The following is a 20,849-nucleotide window of genomic DNA, read 5'->3' as shown; positions in this document are numbered from 1 at the left end:
TTTGGTATTATCTTTTAAAAGGCACCTTAAATGAGCGCCCTTTATGTATCTTATTTTAAAGGGTCAAATGCGCCGCCCCAGGTATTGGTTTGCAATAAATTTGAATTGTTTTGCAGCGCTGCCGTAGGTATGCCAAAATAATAATCGGCAGACTGTACTGCAATATTATAAGTATCCAGCGTTTTTGATTTAACGGTAAACGATGTGGTATAAAGATCATCTAAAGATGTATTTGCCAAGGCATCGCGGGTTAATAACAAGTAGTCCTTACCTGTGCCGGTATTATTTAAGGTAATAGTAACACCCGTTCTCTTTTTACCATTTAAAGTACTTTCCAGCAATTTTCTGCGGCGCAAATCCCAATATCTTTTGCCCTCAAACGCCAATTCGATTTGTCGCTCGGTCATGATGGCGTTTATCATTTGATCGGCACCCATGCCGGCCTGCAAGCCGTATAAATTATCGGCGCCCGCTTCAACACCGGCCCGTTTCCTTAAAGCAACCAAATTGGTATAAGCTGTTGTAACATCGCCTAAAGCAGCGGCGCATTCGGCCTGGTTAAGCAGTACCTCGGCATAACGAATCTCAATCCAGTCGGTACCGATATAGGGTGTGTTACTTAATGAAATTGAAGGATCAATAGCTTTGCGCAGGTAAAAGCCACTGCCGGTTGGCGATGTTGGTTCGGTAGATTTGGTGCTTGTGCCAGCGGCGTTGCTGTAGTAAAAATATGTCCACAACCTGTAATTGGTGTTGCCCAAAAGTGGCCACTTGCAGCCGTTATAAGCTATTGTAAGGTTAAACCGGGGATCGCGGTTATCAAAAAACGTATTATCCGAATAGGTATATTTTGCTGATGCGCCCGGGGCAGCACCATCAAGCATTGGATAGCTTTTCACGATATCCCATGTTGGCTGGTTTGACCCTCCTTTGGTACCTAAATATGCCGGCCTGGTTGCGTTATCATAGCCATTAGGGCTTGTACCATTATCATCTGTTTGATTATTATATTCGGTAACCATTACGGCTTCGGTGTTGGCTACTCCTTTTACAAACCATAGGCCATCGTATGAAGGATAAAGCCCGTATCCGTTTGATGTAAGCGTTTGGATGGCTGCATCATTGGCGGCTTTAGCTGCCTGCCAGCGGGTTGGGTCATTTGAAGGGTTAAACTGCGGGCTGGCGTAGGTTAACAAAACCCTGCCTTTAAAAGCCGCAACCGCACCCGATGTAATACGGCCATAATCAGAACCTGTCCATTTGCCTGGTAAATATTTCATGCAGGTATCCAAATCGCTCACTATTTGCGTAAAGCATTCTGATGTACTGTTGCGGGGTAGTAAAGCAGCGTTTTTGGCTTCGTTGCCGATGGCCTGCAGGGGCGTTAAAACCAATGGCACGCCGCCGTACAACCTGACCAGGTCAAAATACCTGAAAGCCCTCCAAAACAAAACCTGGGCGCGGTACCTGTTTTTAGTTCCCTGCGGTAATGTACTTGTTGCCAGGTTGGCCAGTGTGGTATTAATAACCCTTAACTTGCCGTAATTGTTACTCACCGATACAGCAGTTCCAATATCGCCAACGGTTTCAATATTCACTGTACCTTTAACAAAGGCGTTATCGCCGTAAAATTCATCGCACATGGCGCCACCGCCGCCTAACGCGCCACCGGTACTGCCAAACCATGCCGGCTGATTTGCCGAGTATATATAATTGATATTTAATATAGCCAGCGTCGAATCGTTAAAAACTTCGGTGGGTGTGGTATACTGCAGATCCTCTTTCATAAGAACCTTCTTGCAATTTGTTAGCAGCACGGATAACGTTACTAAAACAATTGCCGATATTATATTTAGTGATTTTAATGTTTTCATTTTTTCAAGATTTAAAAACCTAAGTTTAAACCAAAAGATATTGTACGAAGGTTGGGATATGAAGTAAATGGCGTCGACTGGCTTCGGTAACTGTTTGGATACGGATTTAAAAACGAAACCGGATTAGTTGCTACTACATATGCCCTTACACTGGCCATACCAAGTTTTTTTGAAATATTATCGGGCAAAGCATAGCTTAAATTAGCGCTCGAAATATTCCAGGTAACCGGGCTCACAAACCAAAAATCGGTTGTTACGGCATAAGTTTGATAATAATACGGCGCCGGATATTTTGCTTCAGTGTTGGTTGGTGTCCAGTGATCAGCCCAGAAAACCGGGCGATTTTCTGAAGCGGTAGCCTGTTTGGTTGCCGCTCCTTCAATTGATGCTGTACCGCCCCATGATAAGCCCATGATCACATTTAAACTTAGTGATTTATAGGAGCCGCCGAAGTTAAAGCCCATGGAATAATGATTATTGGATTTATGACCAAGGAACTGTAAATCTTTCGAATCAATTATACCATCGCCATTCAAATCCTGGAAGTTTAACATACCAGGCTTAACCGCCTGCGACATGATAGTTACGTTACCAGCTCCGCCTGCCGCGGTTGCACGTTCTGCAATAATCGCGTCGGCATCGGCCTGTGTCCTGATAATGCCTAATGATTTATAACCCAATGTACCCTGATCTCCTGATTTATTAGTTAAATCCTGGAAGGTACCTGCCAATCCCGAAGACAGGTCATATTTCAGGTACTTATTATCGCTCCAGGTAAAAAACGGGCTAACATTGTAGGTCCAGTTTTTACCTATATGGTCTTTCCAGGATACGCTTACCTCGTAACCAAATGTGTTGATGCTGCCGTAGTTTTCTGTTGAAGGCGTGGCCCCAACTGTAACCGGAACCGATGAGTTTAAACTGGCCAGCATATTATAGTGATGGTCCCAAAAGTAATCGGCAGTGGCCGATAGACGGTTGTTGAGGAAACGAAGGTCGATCCCGTAGTTCGTTTTGGTGTCGTGGTCCCAGGTATAATCAGGATTGGCAATAGCAATGTTAGTTGTTAGACCGATGCCCTTATCGGCGTTGTTGCCGCCAAACACGGCGCCACCGCCGCTTCCGGTACCAATTTTGTAATTTACAGCGTATTGGTATGCTTTTGTGTTATAACTCCCCAACGAACCCACGGAAGCCCTTAGCTTGAAGAAATCGACAAAAGAAACATTTTTAAAGAAATCTTCTTTGGATACCACCCATCCAACAGAACCCGACGGAAAATACCCCCATTGGTTTCCCGGAGGAAAGTTGGTGTTGGCATCGGCCCTTAATGATAACTCAACCAGGTATTTATCAGCGTAACCGTAATTTAAACGCGCGGCATAAGCTTGTTTACCACCTTCGCTTATTGACGATGCCTGGTTTGATGACTGCGCCCCTGTTGTAAAATTCTGGTTGTCTTTTCCGTTAAGTATCACACCATCAGCTTCGGCGTTAACACCTTCAAAACTGGTTTCATATTGCTCATAAAGGGCGATGAACGATATATCGTGCATACCAAAGCTACGGTTATAATTAAGGCTGGCGTTAAACTGGTAGTTATCGGTAATACTTGGTGTTAACCTTACCCTGTCGCCGTTTTTTATGGTAGGCGTGCCTACAATAGTACCGCCCGGTATATGGTTGTTTGAGCCCGTGCCCGAGTATTGATAGTAAACAAAGCTTGTACCGTATTGCTTGCTAAAATTGTTATTTATATTCCTGTTATAACTCACATTTGCCGATAGCCCCCTTACACCCGGAATATCGTAACTCAGGTTGGCCAGCGCATTCATGATATAATTATTGCTATTGGTATAATTATTTGAGTTTTGTACCGCAAAAAAGTTGATATTATCCGTAGCTGTTCTTGAACTGAGGTACACCGGGTGACCATCAATAAAATATTGCTGCCATGGTGGTGCCTGGTTTAATGATAAAAAGTCGTTATCAAGACTTTCGGAAGTACCGGAGAGTTTGTACCAGTAGCTTTTGCTTTTTGATACATCTTCGCTTAGCGATAAGCTAAGCTTTAAGCCCTGCGCCAGTTTTGCATCAACGCTACCGCGAAAACCAAAGCGGTTGGTATTAACGCCCGAGAAGTTGGAGTTTTGATTAACATAGTTTGCGCCGGCAAAATAAGTAACCTTATCGTTACCGCCACTAATGTTAACCGCTCCCCGCTCTACCAAGGCCGGGTGGAAGGCCTGTTTTAAAAAGTTGTTGTTGTTATCGGCAAAATAGGACAGTTCATCAGGAGTATAATAGTTCAGGTCTTTTTTTGTTAAATCGCCGCCAATATAGCCATCGGGGGTTACGTTAAATCCGTTGAGGCCCTGTTCATAGTCATTTAACCAGGTTGCCAGTTGCAGGCCCGACATCATTTTGGGCAATTGAACCGCATCTGCCGAACCTGCCGATGCGCTAAAGCTTATTTTAGGCTGACCGGAGTGACCACGTTTTGTTTTTACAATGATAACACCGTTTGCACCTTCGATACCATAAATGGCGGCGGCAGCATCCTTCAAAATTGAGATATTTTCAACCTCGCTCTGATCCAGCAGATTAAAGTCTGAAAGTGTGCGCTTGGCTCCGTCAATAATGTATAAAGGATCGGTGCTGCCACCATCTTTTGCCAGGAAAATGGGGTTACGAATAGTAATGGAGGCATTTTGCCCAGGCCTTGCTGTACCACCCGACACGCCAACCGCGGCGTTGGTGCCTTTTAATGCTGCGGCAAGGTTGGTTGCTGGAATGTCCTGTATCTTCGTCATATCTACAGTTTCAACAGCGCCGGTAAGGTGGCTTCTTTTTTGGGTTCCGTAACCAACTATCACTACCTCGTCAAGGTTGCTTGATGTGGGTACCATTCTAAAATCGGCGTTCATTTCGTCAACATTTAATGTTTTCTCCTGGAAAGCGTAACCAATGTATTGTACTTTGATTACCACACTTTGCAGGTTGGTAACTTTAATAGAATACCTGCCGCTGGTATCGGTAGTAGTGCCGGCAGTGCTCCCTTTCACCTGTACAGAAACGCCTATCAAAGGTTCGTTTTTGTCGCTGCTCACCACCTTGCCTGTTACGGTTCGGGTTTGGGCCATCAAAGTACTGCTAAGCAGGAGCAGTACCGAAAATAAGAGGAAAAATTTTCTCATAAAGTCATGGAATTGAATTTCATAATTCTGTTAATTAATTGGTTATAATTGATGTTCAGGTAATACTTCTCACTTTATCAACCCTACTTTTTTTATTTGTTTGCCGCAGCCCTTTCTTTAATCCGCTTTTGCCATTCTTCGCCTTCCTTCTTCATATCGTAGCCCTGCGCAGATAGGTAGTTATTAATACGGCCTTTAAATTTGCCAAACCAGGCATGCTTTTTTTCCGACGATTCTGCATCTATGGCATTTTCGCGCGCTTCCAGTAACCAGCCTTTGATTTTGTCTTTTTGCAAATTGGTCAGGCTGGGTATTTCATCTAAATAAGCGGTGTACGTTATCGGGTAAATCCGGTAGGTCATCCCGTCCTTAACTTTGTCCACCTGGTCGGCATTTAATTCGGCAGTTAATTTCGAAAGGTATTGTGCATGCAGCGCTTTCACCTGTTTAACAACAGCGCTGTCAACATCGGCCATCCTGGTTGCAGCCGCGGGTTTATCATTGGCAAGTTGTTCTTTAATATGTTTGTTTTTTGCGTTCCGGTCGTTATATATATCATTAAGGCCGCGGTATTGGCCAACAATAATATCACATACCTTTTTATATTTTGCCGAGTCGCTAATATTTAACACATCCACAATTTTTGCTGCACGTTGGGTAATTACCTGCGTGTAATTATCGCTCCCGGCATTTGCCGGCGCCGGTTGCGCCAGTGCGGCTGAATACCCTCCACACAGTAACATTAACATAACAATATATTTTTTCATATTTTTCTCTCCTGATTCAAACATTTAACTCCTTATAAAAAACCAAACAACTGAAATAAATATATTAAATAACTATTGTGATATATTTTGCTTTATTTCAATCGTATTTACAAAATAAAACAAGTGGATATATATTACTAATACCTTAATTAAACACTGTATGTTGGTTACCTTATTGGGGTTTATAAACTTGGCTGCAGCAAACTGTTTTACAGGATGCTTAAACAAATATCAAATATTAGGGAGTGCAATTTCTACCTGTATTTATCAATTTATTGTACGATCCTATCATAACCTCAATTTCATAGCTGATGTAGCAAACGTCAAAAAATTGTTACCATTTTATAAACGCCATTTCCGTTAATTTTCATAATTTTAAATATTGTAAGCCAAATAGCAGGCAGGGTTCAAACTGCCTGTTTTATAACCAACATATTGATTTTTTAAAAATGAAGCCTCATTTCCTTAAGGTTGCTGTAAAACCACAGAACTCTTTTAGCATCAGGCATGATATTTTGCCAACCTTCCGGGGTATCTGGCATTATCATCCCGAACTGGAGCTGCATTACGTAATTAAAGGCGAAGGTGTGCGTTTTATTGGTGATAATATCAGCAATTTTTCGCCCGGCGAAATTACTCTGCTTGGCGAGGCCCTGCCCCATTGCTGGCGCTGCAAGGATGAATACTTTTTACCCGATTCGGGTTTGAATGTAGAAGTGATCGTGATTCATTTTTTACCGGATTGCCTGGGCAAATACCTGTTGAATTTACCCGAAGCCTACCTGCTGCCCAAACTGTTTGAAAAAGCCAAAAGTGGCATGGTGATAAAAGGGGCTGCCAAAGAAAAACTGGCCAATTTAATGCGGCAGGCAGTTGAAGCAACCAACCTCGACCGCATCATTGTGCTGTTGTCTATTTTGAAAATTTTGGCCGAAACTGAAGAGTTTGCCCCTATCATTCTTTCGCACAACGAGTTTCACCAGTCAAACGAATCGGACACCATCCGGTTGAATAAAGTATGCTCATACACACTTGCCAACTATAAACAGGAAATCAGCCTCGAAAAAATAGCAGCCATCGGTAATTTAAGCGTTACCTCCTTTTGCAGGTATTTTAAGCTGATGACCAAGAAAACCTATTTTGATTTTTTAACCGAGATAAGGATAAGCCACGCCTGCCGTTTTTTAATTGAGGATAAGCTACCTACCGAAGTACTATGTTTTGAGTGCGGCTACAATAACATATCAAATTTTTACCGGCATTTTAAAAGGGTTACCAACATGACCCCGCTGGAGTATAAAAGGCGATATATTAAAGGGCAAAAGGCAGCTGTGGCGTAACCAACTGATTTATACATTTATAATCTACCAGTCGGCTTTTAGCTTTAGGCATTCAGCTTTTAGCTATTATTTAATACCGATATTATTTTGCAGTAAAGTATAATTGCTATACAAGTCTTCGATCTGGTTGCGTACCGAAGCCGAAAAATGTCCTACGTTGCGCCTTGTAACTGTCGAAATTTTTAATCCGCGCCTGGTTAAATAATATTTGGCTATAACCGGGTATACATTATGCATCACAACCATGTTGTCTGTTAAAAACTCCTGTACCATGGTTACCTCATGCTGTAAAGCCTCATTGGCATAATTATTACACAACCATACAATTAACTCCGGAAAAAAATTCCCCTGGATACATGACAGGCCCTCCGAGCCTGCTTTTAAAGTTTCAACGGCGTGCCCCATATAAGCATCGTATAAACCAAAAGCCAGGTTTACGGCCTGGGCAGCCAATTTTTGTTTTACCTTGCCGATATCGAGACAGGTATCTTTATGATAAATTACCCTGCCAGTGGCTACAAAATCAATAAGCTGCTGTGGCGATAACAGCCTTTTGTAAGGTACCGGGCATTCGTAAAAACCCAGCGGAATACCTGTAGTTTGTTCAAACAAGTCAAATACGCGGTCGTTCAAAACTTCATCTCCCTCGTTAACATCTGCCAGTAAACTTGTAATGGCAATTACCGCTGCTGTACCTGTATCATGCACTTTTTTTATAAAATCGGCTTGCTGTGTAACAGTGCCACCAAAAGTGCCTGTGGCTACTACAGGTACGGCGCCATTCACCACTTGTATAACGTGCTTGATAAGTTGCAGCCGCTCATCTTCCTTGAGTTCAAACATCTCGCTGGATAAGCAATTGGCAAATACCCCGGCGGCGCCTGCCTGCAAATACATCTCTGTAAGTTGTGTAAGTGCGTCATAATCAATACAACCGTCGCTTTTAAAAGGTGTCAACATTACTGGTATAAAGCCTTTTTTCGCCTGTTCCATTTGTTTTTGAATTGAATTTAAATGAGTAATTAAACCGTTTGCCGCCTTGCTTTTGTTAAAAGTATGCCAGTAAGAAAAATGGAGAGCGTACCCACCACAATAATCATATTAGTATTGAAAGTACTGCGAAGCGACGCGTACTGATCTGGAATAATGGCCGGAAATGTAAGCCATATGATAACTATAACACCTATAATGGTGGCTATAATTGCCTCGTGATTGTTAGTTTGCCTGCTGATGATGCCTAATAAAAACAAGCCCAGCATGCCCGCGGCAAATATGCCCGAAAGCTGCCACCATAAATCAAGAATACTTTTTGCCCCTATCATGGCTATACCCACGCCCATACCGGCAAACCCGAATACTACAGTGCCAATATGTAATAAAAAAAGTGTCTGCTTGCCGTTAAGCTTCGGTTTAAAATACCGTTTATAAATATCAACTGCAAAAACAGTAGCCGATGCATTCATCCCCGAACTAATGGTGCTCATTGCTGCCGATAAAATTGCGGCAACAATAATACCCACCAGCCCTGTTGGAATACGGGTTACCATAAAATGGGGCATAATTTTATCGCCATAATCGGCAGGCGTTAATGTGGCCATCAGGGCGTTTACCTGGCCGGGCGTAGCCGTTAACGGGAGCCGTTCCGCAGCTACCTGGTGCTTTATACTTAAAAGCAAATCGGGATGCTGGCTATAATAGGCATACAGGCAGGATCCTATCGCAAAAAAAAGAAACGATGCGGGGATATATATCAGCACACAAAGCCACACCGACTTTGCCGCCTGGCTGGTTGACTTTGCCGCGTGGTAGCGCTGTATATAATTTTGATCCATCCCAAAATTGTTAAGGTTGATAAAAAAGCCATAAAACAATATTACCCAAAATGTGGGCTGTGTGAAGTTTAACGAAAAACTGCCCAAACTAAACTTATCGGCAATTTTACCTATAGCCAGTATTTTGGTAAAACCGCCCGGCACATTGGTTACTACCAGGTAAATAATAAGCACTGCTCCCAGTGTTTTCACAATGGCTTGTACTACCTCTGTCCAGATAACCGCTTTTATACCACCCGATACGGTGTATATAATAATAGCAATCCCCATAACGAGCATGATGAGTTTCATGGATACCCCGGTAAGCGCCTGCAGGCTTAATGCGATGCCAAAAAATACCGAGCCCATACGCGCCAGCTGGGTAAGTAAAAAACAGATAACCGCGTAAGTGCGCGCCCATGCCCCAAAACGTTTTTCGAAATGGGTATAGGCTGATACTTCGCCGCTGTTACGGTAAAATGGTATAAAATACTTAACCGCCATCCACGCCGCCAGGGGCATAGACAGGCTAAATACAAAAGCGCTCCAATTACCGCCATAAGCTTTACCCGGCACGCCCAAAAAAGTGTTACTACTTAAAAATGTGGCATATATGGATAGCCCGATAGCCCAACCCGGTATCAAACCCGAGCCGGTGGTAAACTGCTCGGCATTCTTATTTTTACGCGAAAAATAAAAGCCGATTAATACCATGGCAATAAGGTAAATACCTATAACGGCAAAATCGACCACGGGTAACATTTTCATGTATGGAACGGGTTGAACAATAAAAGTTTATATGATGGTTTAAAATTGTATTAACAAATGTAGCGCCCTATGGTTAATATTTACTGTAACATTTTTTCAGGCTATTGTAGGATGTTAGCATGGGGGTTAAAGGAATGGTGGCGACGACTCACCCCGACGAGGCTGCGCCCGTCTGCCCCTCTCTCCGCTTCGCGCATAGAGGGGCCAAAAGATTTTTTTTATTTTCATAAACCCTCTTTGCGGCTTCAGCCGGAGAGAGGGTGGCCCAGCGCAGCGTCGGCCGGGTGAGTCTTAGCCAGCGTCCAACCGAATGTTTACTCCCCCACACCTCATGGATAACTTGTTTCAGAATCTCACAAACATAGCGGCATGCCATCCGGCTATTTTACCTACCACTTTGTATAATAAGCTGCCCCGGCTGCAAACCTTCTGCTGCTGCGGTTATATTAATTTTACCTGCATTTGATTTTGATTGAATAATAGCCAGCCCCAAACCATTAAATACCCGGTGCTGATTGGAAACAAATGGATCAAGGTCTGTTTGCGAGCCATTATCAACCGCTTTTAAAATCCCCTGCCCCCCTACTTTAAATTTAATGAGCTGACCGGCATCCGGCACCGGGACATTATTTTTATCCAGTATGGTAACGGTAATATACGAAAGGTCTTTACCATCGGCTTTAATATGGTTCCTGTCGGCTTTAAGCTGTATGCGGTATGGCGCACCTGCCGTAACAACCTGCGTACTCATAATGACTTTGCCATTTTTACGCGAAACCGCCTTCAAGGTGCCGGGCTCGTATTTAACCCGCCACGTCACATGCAGGTCATCACCTGTTTTCTTGCGGATGCCTAATGATTTGCCGTTTAAATAAGCCTCCACCTCATCGGCATTATTATAATAAGCCCAAACATCAATAGTTTTACCGGGTTTCCAGTTCCAATGCGGCAGCAGGTGCAATACCGGCTTAGTTGTCCATTCACTTTGGTACATGTAATAAACATCCTTGGGGAAGCCTGCCAGGTCAACTATCCCAAAGTATGAGCTGCGTGCTGGCCATAAATATGGGGTAGGTTCACCAATATAATCAAAACCAGTCCACACAAATAAGCCCGAAAGGAAATCGTATTTTTTGATGATCTTCCAGGTTTCTTCATGTGTTGAACCCCAATAGGCCGATACATTGTCATAAGCCGATACCGTAAAATCGGGATTGCCATCTTTCAAAGGTGTTTTGCCATCCTTTGGCCAGCGCCTTATGCTATCCGAGGGCATATCATAATGCCCACGGGTAGCTAATGCCGACATGTTTTCGGTGCCGATAAACTTTTGGCCGGGGTAATTCTTTTGAAAATTGGCATACACCTCCTGGTGGTAATTTAAGCCAACCAAATCGAGCGCGCCGGATTGATAGATGAAATTCTTTTTAGGATCAGCCTCGCTCAGGGCCGATGTAACCGGCCTGGTTGTATCCAGCTGCTTCACTATGCCAACCAATTCGCGACTAATACTTATACCGGTAGTGTCAAATTGTTCCCTTATTTCGTTACCTATGCTCCAGGCAAAAATTGAAGGATGGTTACGGTCACGCAATACCTGGTCCTGCAGATCTTTTACATGCCATTTATCCCAATCCTGGTGATAGTCATACTTGCTTTTCTTTTTTCGCCACATATCAAAAGCCTCATCCATCACCAAAAACCCCATCCTGTCGCACAGGTCAAGAAACCCGGGAGCAGGCGCGTTGTGCGATGTGCGGATGGCGTTACAGCCCATAGCTTTCAGTATCTGCAGCTGGCGCTCCATAGCCCTTACATTTACAGCTGCACCCAGTGCGCCCTGGTCATGATGCAGGCAAACGCCTTTTATTTTCATCGGTTCGCCGTTTAAAATAAATCCTTTATCGGCATCAAAGTTAAAATAACGAACGCCCGTGTAAATTGACCGGTCATCAAGCACTTTGCCATTCTGCAGCACTTTTATTACTACTTTATACAAATATGGCCTTGCTACCGACCAAAGCTTGGGTTTGTTTACTGCCAAAGTTTGATGAACAGCAATCGAAGTGTCTCCTGTATTTTTTACCGGGGATGTCTGGGAAGCAACAGCTTTACCTTCGGCGTTGTAAATGGTAGTTTGCAGGCTTAATTTGTTTTTTGACGGGGGTTGATGTACCCCGATCTCCAAAGCCACTTCGGCGGCTTTATCATTTACTTTAGGTGTTGTTATAAAAGTTCCCCAGTTTGTAAGGTAAGTTTTAGCCGTGGTAATCAGCCACACGTTACGGTAAATACCCGAGCCTGTATACCAACGGGAATTAGGCTGATCGGAATTATCTACACGTACCGCGATCACATTTTTTTTGCTGCCAAAGTTAAGGTACGGCGTAATATCATACCTGAAAGAGATATATCCATTTGGGCGTTTGCCCAGGTAATGCCCGTTTACCCAAACCTCGCTGTTGTGGTAAACACCATCAAAATCAATAAATATGTTTTTATTTCGGGCAGATAAAGGCAGGGTAAAACTTTTACGGTACCAGCCAATGCCCGCTGGTAAGCCACCCTCGGCCTGTGTGGTGGGGTTTTTCTGATCAAAGCGACCTTCAATGCTCCAATCATGCGGCAGATCCAGGCTGCGCCATTGAGCATCATCAATGGCCTTGTTTTGGGCCCGCGGCTCATCGCCTAAAAAAAACTTCCAGCCCGTATTAAAGCTTTCTGTTTTACGCGCGCTTTGGGCATTAGCCGTAGTAGCACAGATCAATAAAGTAATGAGTAAAAAATAATGGTACCGCATAATAAGCCCCCTCTAAATCTCCCCCTGAAGGGGGAGACTTTTTGTTTTATGTTTTTATGTTTTGTTTTTTAAAGCCCTCTCCTTCAGCCCGCCGTATAACTACATCTTTTAGATCTCATCAATTAATAAAACCGATTGTCATTTCGAACGAGTCAGAGGTGGATTTGAGCTTTGGGGATGAGGAGAAATCTTATACGCCTTGCATTCATTAAGCATCGTTGTATAGCATATCGCCGAAGATTTCTCCTCACTCCAGCGCTCAAATCCACCTCTGACTCGTTCGAAATGACAATTTTCTTTTGTTAAAAATATGTGGGTACATTGTAACCCTTCAGCGGAGCTGCACCCCTATTTCTTCTTTTTAACTGGTGGTGCAACAAAATTCAATTCGCTTTTGCCCAGATCTTTTGATGTGGCTACAGCTATACCACGCTGATCGGCTTTGTTTACCGCGCAATAATAGTGGTATACCACACCCTTATATTTTACCACAAATGATTTGTGGGCAAACATATCATCGTAAGGTTCGGATGATTCAATCAGCTTATCGCCTGTCCAGTCAGTCCAGTGAACCAGGTCGTCCGAACAGGCAAAGCGGTTAAATACACCTGTTGTTCCGGTTTTCCAAAAGGCGCCGAAATAGAACATCACATATACATCGCCTATTTTTTGAATATACGGGTCGCCGGTAATGCCGTCGCCATGGTTCAGCACAGGATCTTTACCAAAACGCTGCCAGTGCAACATATCATCAGATACAGCCATACCAATGCGCTCGGCGCCGCGCTTTTTGTTTACACTATCGCCATTGGCATTGTAATACATTACAAATGGGTGCCCGGTAAGCTTTGCCTTATCCCATATCACAGTTTCTTTGTATTGGGTATGGTTATCCCACCAGCTTACATCTTTGTCGATACTTGATAGTACGGGATGATCTAACCGCTGCCACTCGTGCGGTATTGATGGATCCTTGTCGGTATTAGCTACGCTGATTGATAGCAGCCCTTTCTCGTACCCCCGGCTTTGCCCACCGAAATACGACATCCAGTATTTATCCCGGTATTTTTGCAACTGGTAACTACCGCCCCACTTGTAATCCTGTAAAGCGATATAACCTGCTTTTTGATTACTATCCCACTGCGTGGTATCAGAGAATGACAGGATACGGCCGCGGGTTTTCCAATGCAGCAGGTCTTTGCTATCAGCCAGCCAGGTTTCGTAACCACGGCCGTTAAAAACAAGATAAGTCATGTACCAGTTGTTCCCTTTCCTGAAAACACTGGGGCAATCCATTTTTTTTGAATTGCTATCGGGTACCATCACCAGGCCATATTTATAAGGTGTTTTTACCTGCTGATAAATATCCTGCATTACCTTACCAGGCACTGCTTTTGTTTGTGCTGATACTTTTACCGCTGATAACAGGCAAATAAATAATGTAAAGTGTTTTAATGTATGATTCATGATTTCTATAATTCTTAAAAGCTGTTTAAAAACAGATCGTCATTGCGAGGTACGAAGCAATCCCGAACTATGTGAGACTTAGCATGTCGGGGATTGCTTCGTACCTCGCAATGACGGCAGTTTAGAACATTTGTTTAAATATATCCGTTGCACGTCATAACGATTTTTTTCAGATTTTACCTGATGGATACTCGCAATGACGTGGTTGGTATAAACCAAGCAATTGTCTCAGTATACTGGCAACGACTCACCCCGGCTACGCTGCGCTGGCCGACCCTCTCTCCGGCTGCGCCGCAAAGAGGGTGAAGCTCAATTTTTGTTTTTTTGCCCCTCTATGCGACGCAGTCGGAGAGAGGGGCAGACGGGCGGAGCCTCGTCGGGGTGAGTCGTCGCCGCCATGCTGTATACGTCATTCCTTTCCCCAAACTTCATAACTCAACATGCCCCCCTTCACCTAACCACGAACAAATAACCACCCGAGCCCACCTTAACCAATGCCTTACCGTTTTTGTATCCCATAAACTCCATGTCTTTCCTGTTCCTGATATCCACCCCTCCTGACATAATCATAGCCGTTTTAGCTGCCGGCAAATAAATGATGGCCGTTGTATTAGCCGGAATACTTGCGCTCAGCTCAAATTTAGCTGCCTCCTTTTTCCAACTGCTTGAAATGGTGCCGTAGGGCGATTGGTAGTTTGCCTTGGCCCAGGTTACATCGCCTACAACTTCGGGCCTGATCTCTATTTTTTTAAAGGCGATGGCATCATCTGCCGGGCGGATGCCTGCCAATCCGCTGTAAAACCACTCCATTAAATGGCCCAGCATAAAATGGTTGTTTGATACCGATGGCAACGCTGCCCATGATTCCGTGAGCGCCGTTGCACCATGCGCTAACTGATACCCATAACCCGGCACATCAGCACGGCTATTCATATCAAATATTACGTCAGACCGGCCTTCATCATCCAGTACCCTCAGCAGGTAGCGGTAACCAATATCACCGGCGGTAAGGCTGTTACCCCTACTGCGGATATCCTTTACTATATTGTTCACCACAGCGGTTTTGTATTGCGGCTCAACCAAACCGGTATAAACAGAAATGGCATTTGCCGCCTGGCTGCCGGTACCATATTGCTTGGTTTCGGCATTAAAGAATTTTTTATTGTAAGATTGCTTTACCTGTCCGGCTAATTTATTGTAGGTTACAGCGTCTTCGCTTTTCCCCAGTAAGGTTGCAATTTTTGCCGCGATATCCAGGTCGTAATAGTATAAGGCTGTGGCTGTGATGCCCTTTGGGGTTAACTGCGATACGCCAGGTGGATTGGGTCCCAGGTCGTACCAATCGCCTAAGCCCTGGGTTAAAATATGATCATCTGCTTTTTTACCCAGGTAAGTTAGGTAGCGTTTTATCATGTCGTAATTTTGGGCCAGCACATTTTTGTCGCCGTACCATTGATACACATACCAGGGTAGGATAACTGCATTGCTGCCCCATTCGGGCGAGTCGCGGAACGGCTCATCAAACTTTACATATTCAGGCGATATTTCGGGCACCAAACCATCTTCTGTTTGGGAGATCCGCATATCGTTGATGCATTTACGCGCCAGCCCAACTAAATCATAGTTATAATGCAGGGAACTGCCCACCAAATGTGCTTCTTCCAGCCAGCCAAGTTTTTCGCGGTGCGGGCAATCGGTAAACACACTGGCCATGTTGCTCTTCATGGCCCAGTCTATCAGCCTAAAGGTTTTATTGAACAGCTCATTTGAACAGGCAAAACCGCCAACCGTAGCAGCGGCGTTGCGCGTATGCAGGCCTTTTATAGCGACAATAACCGGCTGCTGTTTGGCATTAGTCTCATTTTGCGGAACCGCGCCCACCAGCTGTAAATACCTGAAACCATAATAGGTAAACTGCGGCTGCCAGGTTTCGGCACCATCACCTTTTAAAATGTAATTATAATAATGCGGCCCGCCCGATCCTTTTTGATTCGCACTGCCATCAGCATTAACCAGCTCGGCGGGAATTATCTTTACCGTATCTCCTTTTTTACCTTTAACCGTAATTTTCGGGATGCCCGAAAAGTTTTGCCCAAAGTCATAGATCCAGGCCCCTGTGTTTAATTGTGTTTTGTTTTTGGGGATAAACTCCTGCATTACTTTCAGCGGGTCGGCCGTCTGGGCGTTTAACATCGGCGGGCCATCAACCTGTATAACCTTATGCCAGGTTTTATCATTAAAGCTATTGGTGTTCCATCCGGTTTGCTCCAGGTTGGCATTATAGTCCTCGCCGCCATAAATACTGCTGAAGGTTACCGGGCCGGGGGCGGTTTTCCAGGTGGTGTCGCTTACAAGGTTATCTACCCTCCCATCCTGGTACTCCATAACCAAACGGCAGATCATTTTGGGGTAGCCATATCCACCGGTAAGTTTACGGTAGCGTTTATCGCGGGGTATATAATAAAACCCGTTACCCAACATTACCCCGATTGTATTTTTACCGGCTTTTAAATTATTCGTAATATCAAATGGTACATATAGGGCCTGCTTGTCATATTTTGTCCAGCCGGGGTCAAGGAAATGATCGCCTACTTTTTTACCGTTCAAACTCAGGTCGAAATGGCCCAGCCCGCAAATATAAAGTGTAGCTCTTTTAAGCTGATTGCCCACATTGAACGTTTTACGCAGCAATGGCAGCACATCATTGGCTATCCCTAACTTTTTTGGTCCTTTACCATGATAAAACGGAACAATAACCGAAGTATCGGGCAGTTTATCGTAGGCTATCCAGCCGGCTCCTTGCCAATCGGCCTTAGTTAACAATCCCATTTGCCAGCTGGCGGTACCACTCCAGGCTGATTGCTGTTGATGGTTATCCCAAACCATTACTTTCCAATAATAAGTTTTGGCTGGTTGGAGTTGGCTGCCTTTGTAAGCCACCTGCAAAGATGCCGGCGAGTTCACTTTTTTTGAGTCCCAGATGTTGCCCTTATCATCGTCCAGCTTCTGCGGGTCATCCGACACCAATACCCGGTAAGCCGTTTGGATAGTGTTGACTTTACTGCTTTTCAACTGCCAGCTTAGCCCCGGCGATACCGACTCAATCCCTTGCGGATTTTGTTTGTAATCGCATTGCAGACCTGCCACTTTTAGTTCCTGGGCGAATAATCCCAATGGTAATACCAACAGCAAAAACAAAATGATCTTTTTTAGCATTTTTCTATATTTTTCTCAATTTTTCTACTGCATTTCTATCCCGGATATATATAAACCTGCACATTTTTCACCCCTGATTACCAGTTTATAATTGCCCGCGTTAATACTCGTCCCCGTTGTGGTAGCCACCATTCCCGACTTGTTTTTGGCTACGGGTTTAAAGTTTAAATTCTCCTCTTTCATCACCGTTCCATCGGCAGCAAGCAGCTTCATTTTTGCAGTAAAGACCTTATCGGTTGAGTTGTAATACTTTATGCGCAAAGCATACAAATCAGCCACACCGGGGGTAATAGCGAATGATGCCACGCCGCCCTCTTCCTTTTCAAACCGGATCACTTTTTTACCGGCCAAGGTATCCCTGATTATGCCATCGCCCTGTATATCAGCGATTTCAGCTTTGTAGCTTATGGTTTTACGCAGATCGGTTGCTGGTTCAAGTGTAGTTACCGGCAAAACAGCTGCGGTGTGCATGTATTTTCCGTTGTTCGCACCTAATTGCACCATACCATCCTTTTTAAATCTTTTGCGGTATACCGGGAGCTTATGCCCGCCATTGGCATCATTTTCTATATACAAACCGGTAACTTCATAATCGCTTAACCATTCGGGCCTTTGTGAAGGGGCAGTATCCATCGCCACAAATACATCTGCATCGGCAGTTACATTAAACGAGGCAAACTGCTTATTATCAGAAAGATCGGCACAAATCCAATCAGCCCCAAAAAGCACAGGCGGCAGGTTACTGAAGCTGATATCAGTGTTCACATATTGCTTTTGGCCCACATCCATCCAGCTTTGCAGCGTCCACCCACCGGCTGATTTTAAATGTGTTATTATGCCACTGTTGTTTGGCACTGCATGTACCTTGCCATTTAAAGTACTGATAGCCACTGCAGATATGATAGCTTCCCCAGCCAGTACATTGGGGAAGCTTATGCTTATTTTACCGCTTGTGATGTGGGCGGTAATTGTTTTCTTTAGTGCGCAGGCATAGCCCGCTTCTTTCCAGATATCCAGGTTTTTGATCTTTGTTTCACCATTAACAGCTACATCAAATAAACGCCACCCGGTGCAGTCCATTCCGCCGCCTGTGCCATACCATGGTTCAGTAAAATATAATTCAATGCGGTAATCGCCATCAGCTACCGAGAAGTTAAACTGCAATTTATCCATCCCATACCTGAATGTTTGAAACAATGGACTATCATTTGTTCTGTCAATATTATCAAACGTACGTTGCTGGCTGGCAAAAAAGGCAGGCATATCCGAATAATCGTCCGTCCATGATATTGAGCCGGGTTGATTTTTATTATGTTGATGCCTATCTGCCATCCATAAATTACCAAAGCTGTCTTTATAATCGGGACCTCCGCAATTTAAGCGATACAGGTAATTGTAACCCGCTGCGGGTTTAAGTAACGCTGAATTTGCTGACCTATCCGTACTTAAATGCGGGGCAGCAGGTAAATGATTAAGTATAACCTGGTCATGTGCAACGGCTTTGCCATTTACATAGCCAACCGTGTACAAAACGTTATATCTTATATCCACGCCATCCCATTGAAAATGAGTACCTATCCCGCCTTTTTTCTTTTTGCCCAACGAAATATGCTGTACATCGTTAAACAATTCAACCTCATCACAATTGGAGTAAACTGTAATACTATCTTTTTTACCCGCTGCCAACCAGCGGTCGGGCCATGTATGGGATACAATGTAAACCATCGGCTCTTTATCTTTTGGTGCATAATTGGCCCGGTACATATAAAATGCATCGGCTGGCTGCCCCCAGGGTGTAAATAAGCCCTTATAGTTAACCGGCCCTACCCTGTCCAACTCCCGCTGGCCTTCGCCACCTTGGGTGCGACCCGGATTTTCATGTGAGTACAACAACCATTGAAAATGCCCCGCAACCTGGTCTTTTACAGAATCGGCCAGGCGAACTTTAGTCTCCATCAATTGTGTCATACGGTCCTCGCTAAGCGAACCATTCTGATTAAAAGGACCTTCGGTATGCAAACCAAGGCTTCGCCAGGCACCATATTCGCCCACGAGGACCTGTTTTTTAAGGTCTTCGCCATAGGTTAAAGGGTTGCCGCCGTAGGTGCCTGTCCAGTTTTGCGGAACATCCCAATCGGTGCCCTGGCCGCCGTTACAGGTGGTTATTTTGCGCTGCGATGATGTTGTAGGATCAAGCTTGCGGATGATTTCGCCGCATTCACGGGCAAAGTCAGCGGGTAGTTTACTTTCATTCTGCAAACCCCACAAAATAACTGAGGGGCTGTTACGGCGCTCTTTAATCCAATCAACCAACAGGGCCTTATAACTAGCCCTAAACTCTGGTGTATCAAACCAGATATGCGCCGAATATTGCGGCCACCAAAGAATACCAAGCTTATCCCAATATGTTTGATATGCCAGATTATGCGGCTGGTGCGCATCCCTGAAAGCATTAAAACCTGCGGCTCTTACCTGCATCACTCTTGCTTTAATTTCTTCGGCGGTAAAAGCCTGGCTCTTGCCCATCAGGTGTTCATACTCAGCAATACCATTGATAAACACCGGTTTACCATTCAAATAAAAACGATTATCGCCATCATTACGCCCAGGTGGCCAGCTTATCCAGCGAATTCCATAGGGAGTGTTTGTTTGATCGGCGAGCTTGCCATTTTGCCAAACCCGGGTAATTAAATTGTATAAATACGGATTTTGTAAAGACCATAAATGTACACCGGCTATATCTTTAAGCAATTGCTGTACTATAACAGTTTCTCCTGGTTTAACTCCCTTTGAAGTGTTAACTTCTGCAACCACTTTTCCTGTAGCATCAACCAGTTTATTGCTGACACGAATGGAAGATGACTGCTTACTGTAATTTTTTACTTCTGTTTCGAGGTTAAGCGTGGCTGATTTTTCGGAGACGGTGGTATCATTCCAAATGTGTACGCCAAAAGGCTCAATACGCGCCGCGCTGGTCACAATCAAATGCACCGGCCTGAAAATACCCATAGGCTGCGACCCTTCCGAAAAACCCGGATCGTCCGAACAGCCGCCACAAACCCAGGGCAGATCTTTTATAAAGGCCGGATGATCTGCACGAATACAGAGTAGATTTTTACTTCCTGTTTTTATTGCATCAGTAACATCCAATGTAAACGAAGTACGCCCACCTGCATGATAGCCCACCGGCCTGCCATTAAGCCAAACAGTAGCATAAGAACCCACACCCTCGAACCATAAAAAGTAGCGCTTATTTTGCTGCTTTGCAGGCAGAGCGAATATTTTGCGGTACCAGGCATACCCATGCCTGTTGCCATGTTTTAAACGGCGATAACCTTCATATTCATCCCAATTGTGTGGTACGTTTACAGTTTTCCAGTCTTGATCTTTAAAGCCGGCCTGTTCAAAGCCCGGATAAGCCTTTACGTTATTATCATCGGCTATGGTATGCCAACCGGCGTTTAACAAAATCTCCTGCCTGGTGTTATTTTGCGCAAATGCCGGGCTTATCAAAAAAGTAAACACCAGGCATATAAAAAGGATTAAAACCGGTTGATGGTTGAGCCCGGGAAGTTGTTTTTTAATATGACCATTGTTTACCTGCATGCT

The 20,849-nt window shown here is 44.3% G+C and carries 10 protein-coding genes; 1 reads left to right on the top strand and 9 read right to left on the bottom strand.

Annotated elements, in window-relative coordinates:
* Positions 1-50: 50 nt before the first annotated feature.
* The 3 genes from AC1RM2_RS27030 to AC1RM2_RS27020 all read right to left on the bottom strand — a co-directional run bounded on the left by AC1RM2_RS27030 (position 51) and on the right by AC1RM2_RS27020 (position 5,838).
* Positions 51-1,787 (bottom strand): RagB/SusD family nutrient uptake outer membrane protein, encoded by a 1,737-nt coding sequence (locus AC1RM2_RS27030; protein ID WP_492988220.1) that lies wholly within the window; start codon positions 1,785-1,787, stop codon positions 51-53.
* A 98-nt stretch (positions 1,788-1,885) separates the two neighbouring features.
* The gene (locus AC1RM2_RS27025; RefSeq protein ID WP_492988219.1) at positions 1,886-5,071 is read right to left on the bottom strand and encodes a SusC/RagA family TonB-linked outer membrane protein; all 3,186 of its coding nucleotides are present in this window, start codon (positions 5,069-5,071) and stop codon (positions 1,886-1,888) included.
* 92 nt (positions 5,072-5,163) lie between these two features.
* Positions 5,164-5,838, bottom strand: a complete 675-nt coding sequence (locus tag AC1RM2_RS27020) for a DUF3826 domain-containing protein (RefSeq protein ID WP_492988218.1) — start codon at positions 5,836-5,838, stop codon at positions 5,164-5,166.
* 449 nt (positions 5,839-6,287) lie between these two features.
* Between AC1RM2_RS27020 and AC1RM2_RS27015 the strand changes: the two genes are divergently transcribed.
* On the top strand, positions 6,288-7,178 hold the full coding sequence (locus AC1RM2_RS27015; RefSeq protein WP_492988217.1) for an AraC family transcriptional regulator: 891 nt from the start codon (positions 6,288-6,290) through the stop codon (positions 7,176-7,178).
* A 66-nt stretch (positions 7,179-7,244) separates the two neighbouring features.
* Here the strand turns inward: AC1RM2_RS27015 and AC1RM2_RS27010 are convergent, their stop codons facing one another.
* From AC1RM2_RS27010 to AC1RM2_RS26985, 6 genes are all read right to left on the bottom strand, one after another.
* Complete coding sequence (locus tag AC1RM2_RS27010) at positions 7,245-8,171, bottom strand: dihydrodipicolinate synthase family protein (RefSeq protein ID WP_492988216.1); 927 nt, start codon at positions 8,169-8,171, stop codon at positions 7,245-7,247.
* Positions 8,172-8,200: 29 nt separating this feature from the next.
* Positions 8,201-9,757 (bottom strand): sodium:solute symporter family protein, encoded by a 1,557-nt coding sequence (locus AC1RM2_RS27005; RefSeq protein ID WP_492988215.1) that lies wholly within the window; start codon positions 9,755-9,757, stop codon positions 8,201-8,203.
* A gap of 385 nt (positions 9,758-10,142) precedes the next feature.
* Complete coding sequence (galB, locus tag AC1RM2_RS27000; RefSeq protein ID WP_492988214.1) at positions 10,143-12,557, bottom strand: beta-galactosidase GalB; 2,415 nt, start codon at positions 12,555-12,557, stop codon at positions 10,143-10,145.
* Positions 12,558-12,905: 348 nt separating this feature from the next.
* On the bottom strand, positions 12,906-14,024 hold the full coding sequence (locus tag AC1RM2_RS26995) for a glycoside hydrolase family protein (RefSeq protein ID WP_492988213.1): 1,119 nt from the start codon (positions 14,022-14,024) through the stop codon (positions 12,906-12,908).
* A gap of 450 nt (positions 14,025-14,474) precedes the next feature.
* Positions 14,475-17,240, bottom strand: a complete 2,766-nt coding sequence (locus tag AC1RM2_RS26990) for a family 78 glycoside hydrolase catalytic domain (RefSeq protein ID WP_492988212.1) — start codon at positions 17,238-17,240, stop codon at positions 14,475-14,477.
* A gap of 24 nt (positions 17,241-17,264) precedes the next feature.
* Complete coding sequence (locus AC1RM2_RS26985; protein ID WP_492988211.1) at positions 17,265-20,846, bottom strand: malectin domain-containing carbohydrate-binding protein; 3,582 nt, start codon at positions 20,844-20,846, stop codon at positions 17,265-17,267.
* Between the last annotated feature and the right edge of the window lie 3 nt (positions 20,847-20,849).

Source organism: Mucilaginibacter sp. GW822-FHT03E02 (assembly GCF_058801545.1).
This window is presented reverse-complemented; position numbering and strand designations above follow the sequence as displayed.

Excerpts from the sequence above, each read along its gene's own strand:
- AC1RM2_RS27030 (WP_492988220.1), bottom strand. The coding sequence starts at position 1,787 with ATGAAAGAGGATCTGCAGTATACCACACCCACCGAAGTTTTTAACGAT.
- AC1RM2_RS27025 (WP_492988219.1), bottom strand. The coding sequence starts at position 5,071 with ATGAGAAAATTTTTCCTCTTATTTTCGGTACTGCTCCTGCTTAGCAGT.
- AC1RM2_RS27020 (WP_492988218.1), bottom strand. The coding sequence starts at position 5,838 with ATGAAAAAATATATTGTTATGTTAATGTTACTGTGTGGAGGGTATTCA.
- AC1RM2_RS27015 (WP_492988217.1), top strand. The coding sequence starts at position 6,288 with ATGAAGCCTCATTTCCTTAAGGTTGCTGTAAAACCACAGAACTCTTTT.
- AC1RM2_RS27010 (WP_492988216.1), bottom strand. The coding sequence starts at position 8,171 with ATGGAACAGGCGAAAAAAGGCTTTATACCAGTAATGTTGACACCTTTT.
- AC1RM2_RS27005 (WP_492988215.1), bottom strand. The coding sequence starts at position 9,757 with ATGAAAATGTTACCCGTGGTCGATTTTGCCGTTATAGGTATTTACCTT.
- galB (WP_492988214.1), bottom strand. The coding sequence starts at position 12,557 with ATGCGGTACCATTATTTTTTACTCATTACTTTATTGATCTGTGCTACT.
- AC1RM2_RS26995 (WP_492988213.1), bottom strand. The coding sequence starts at position 14,024 with ATGAATCATACATTAAAACACTTTACATTATTTATTTGCCTGTTATCA.
- AC1RM2_RS26990 (WP_492988212.1), bottom strand. The coding sequence starts at position 17,240 with ATGCTAAAAAAGATCATTTTGTTTTTGCTGTTGGTATTACCATTGGGA.
- AC1RM2_RS26985 (WP_492988211.1), bottom strand. The coding sequence starts at position 20,846 with ATGCAGGTAAACAATGGTCATATTAAAAAACAACTTCCCGGGCTCAAC.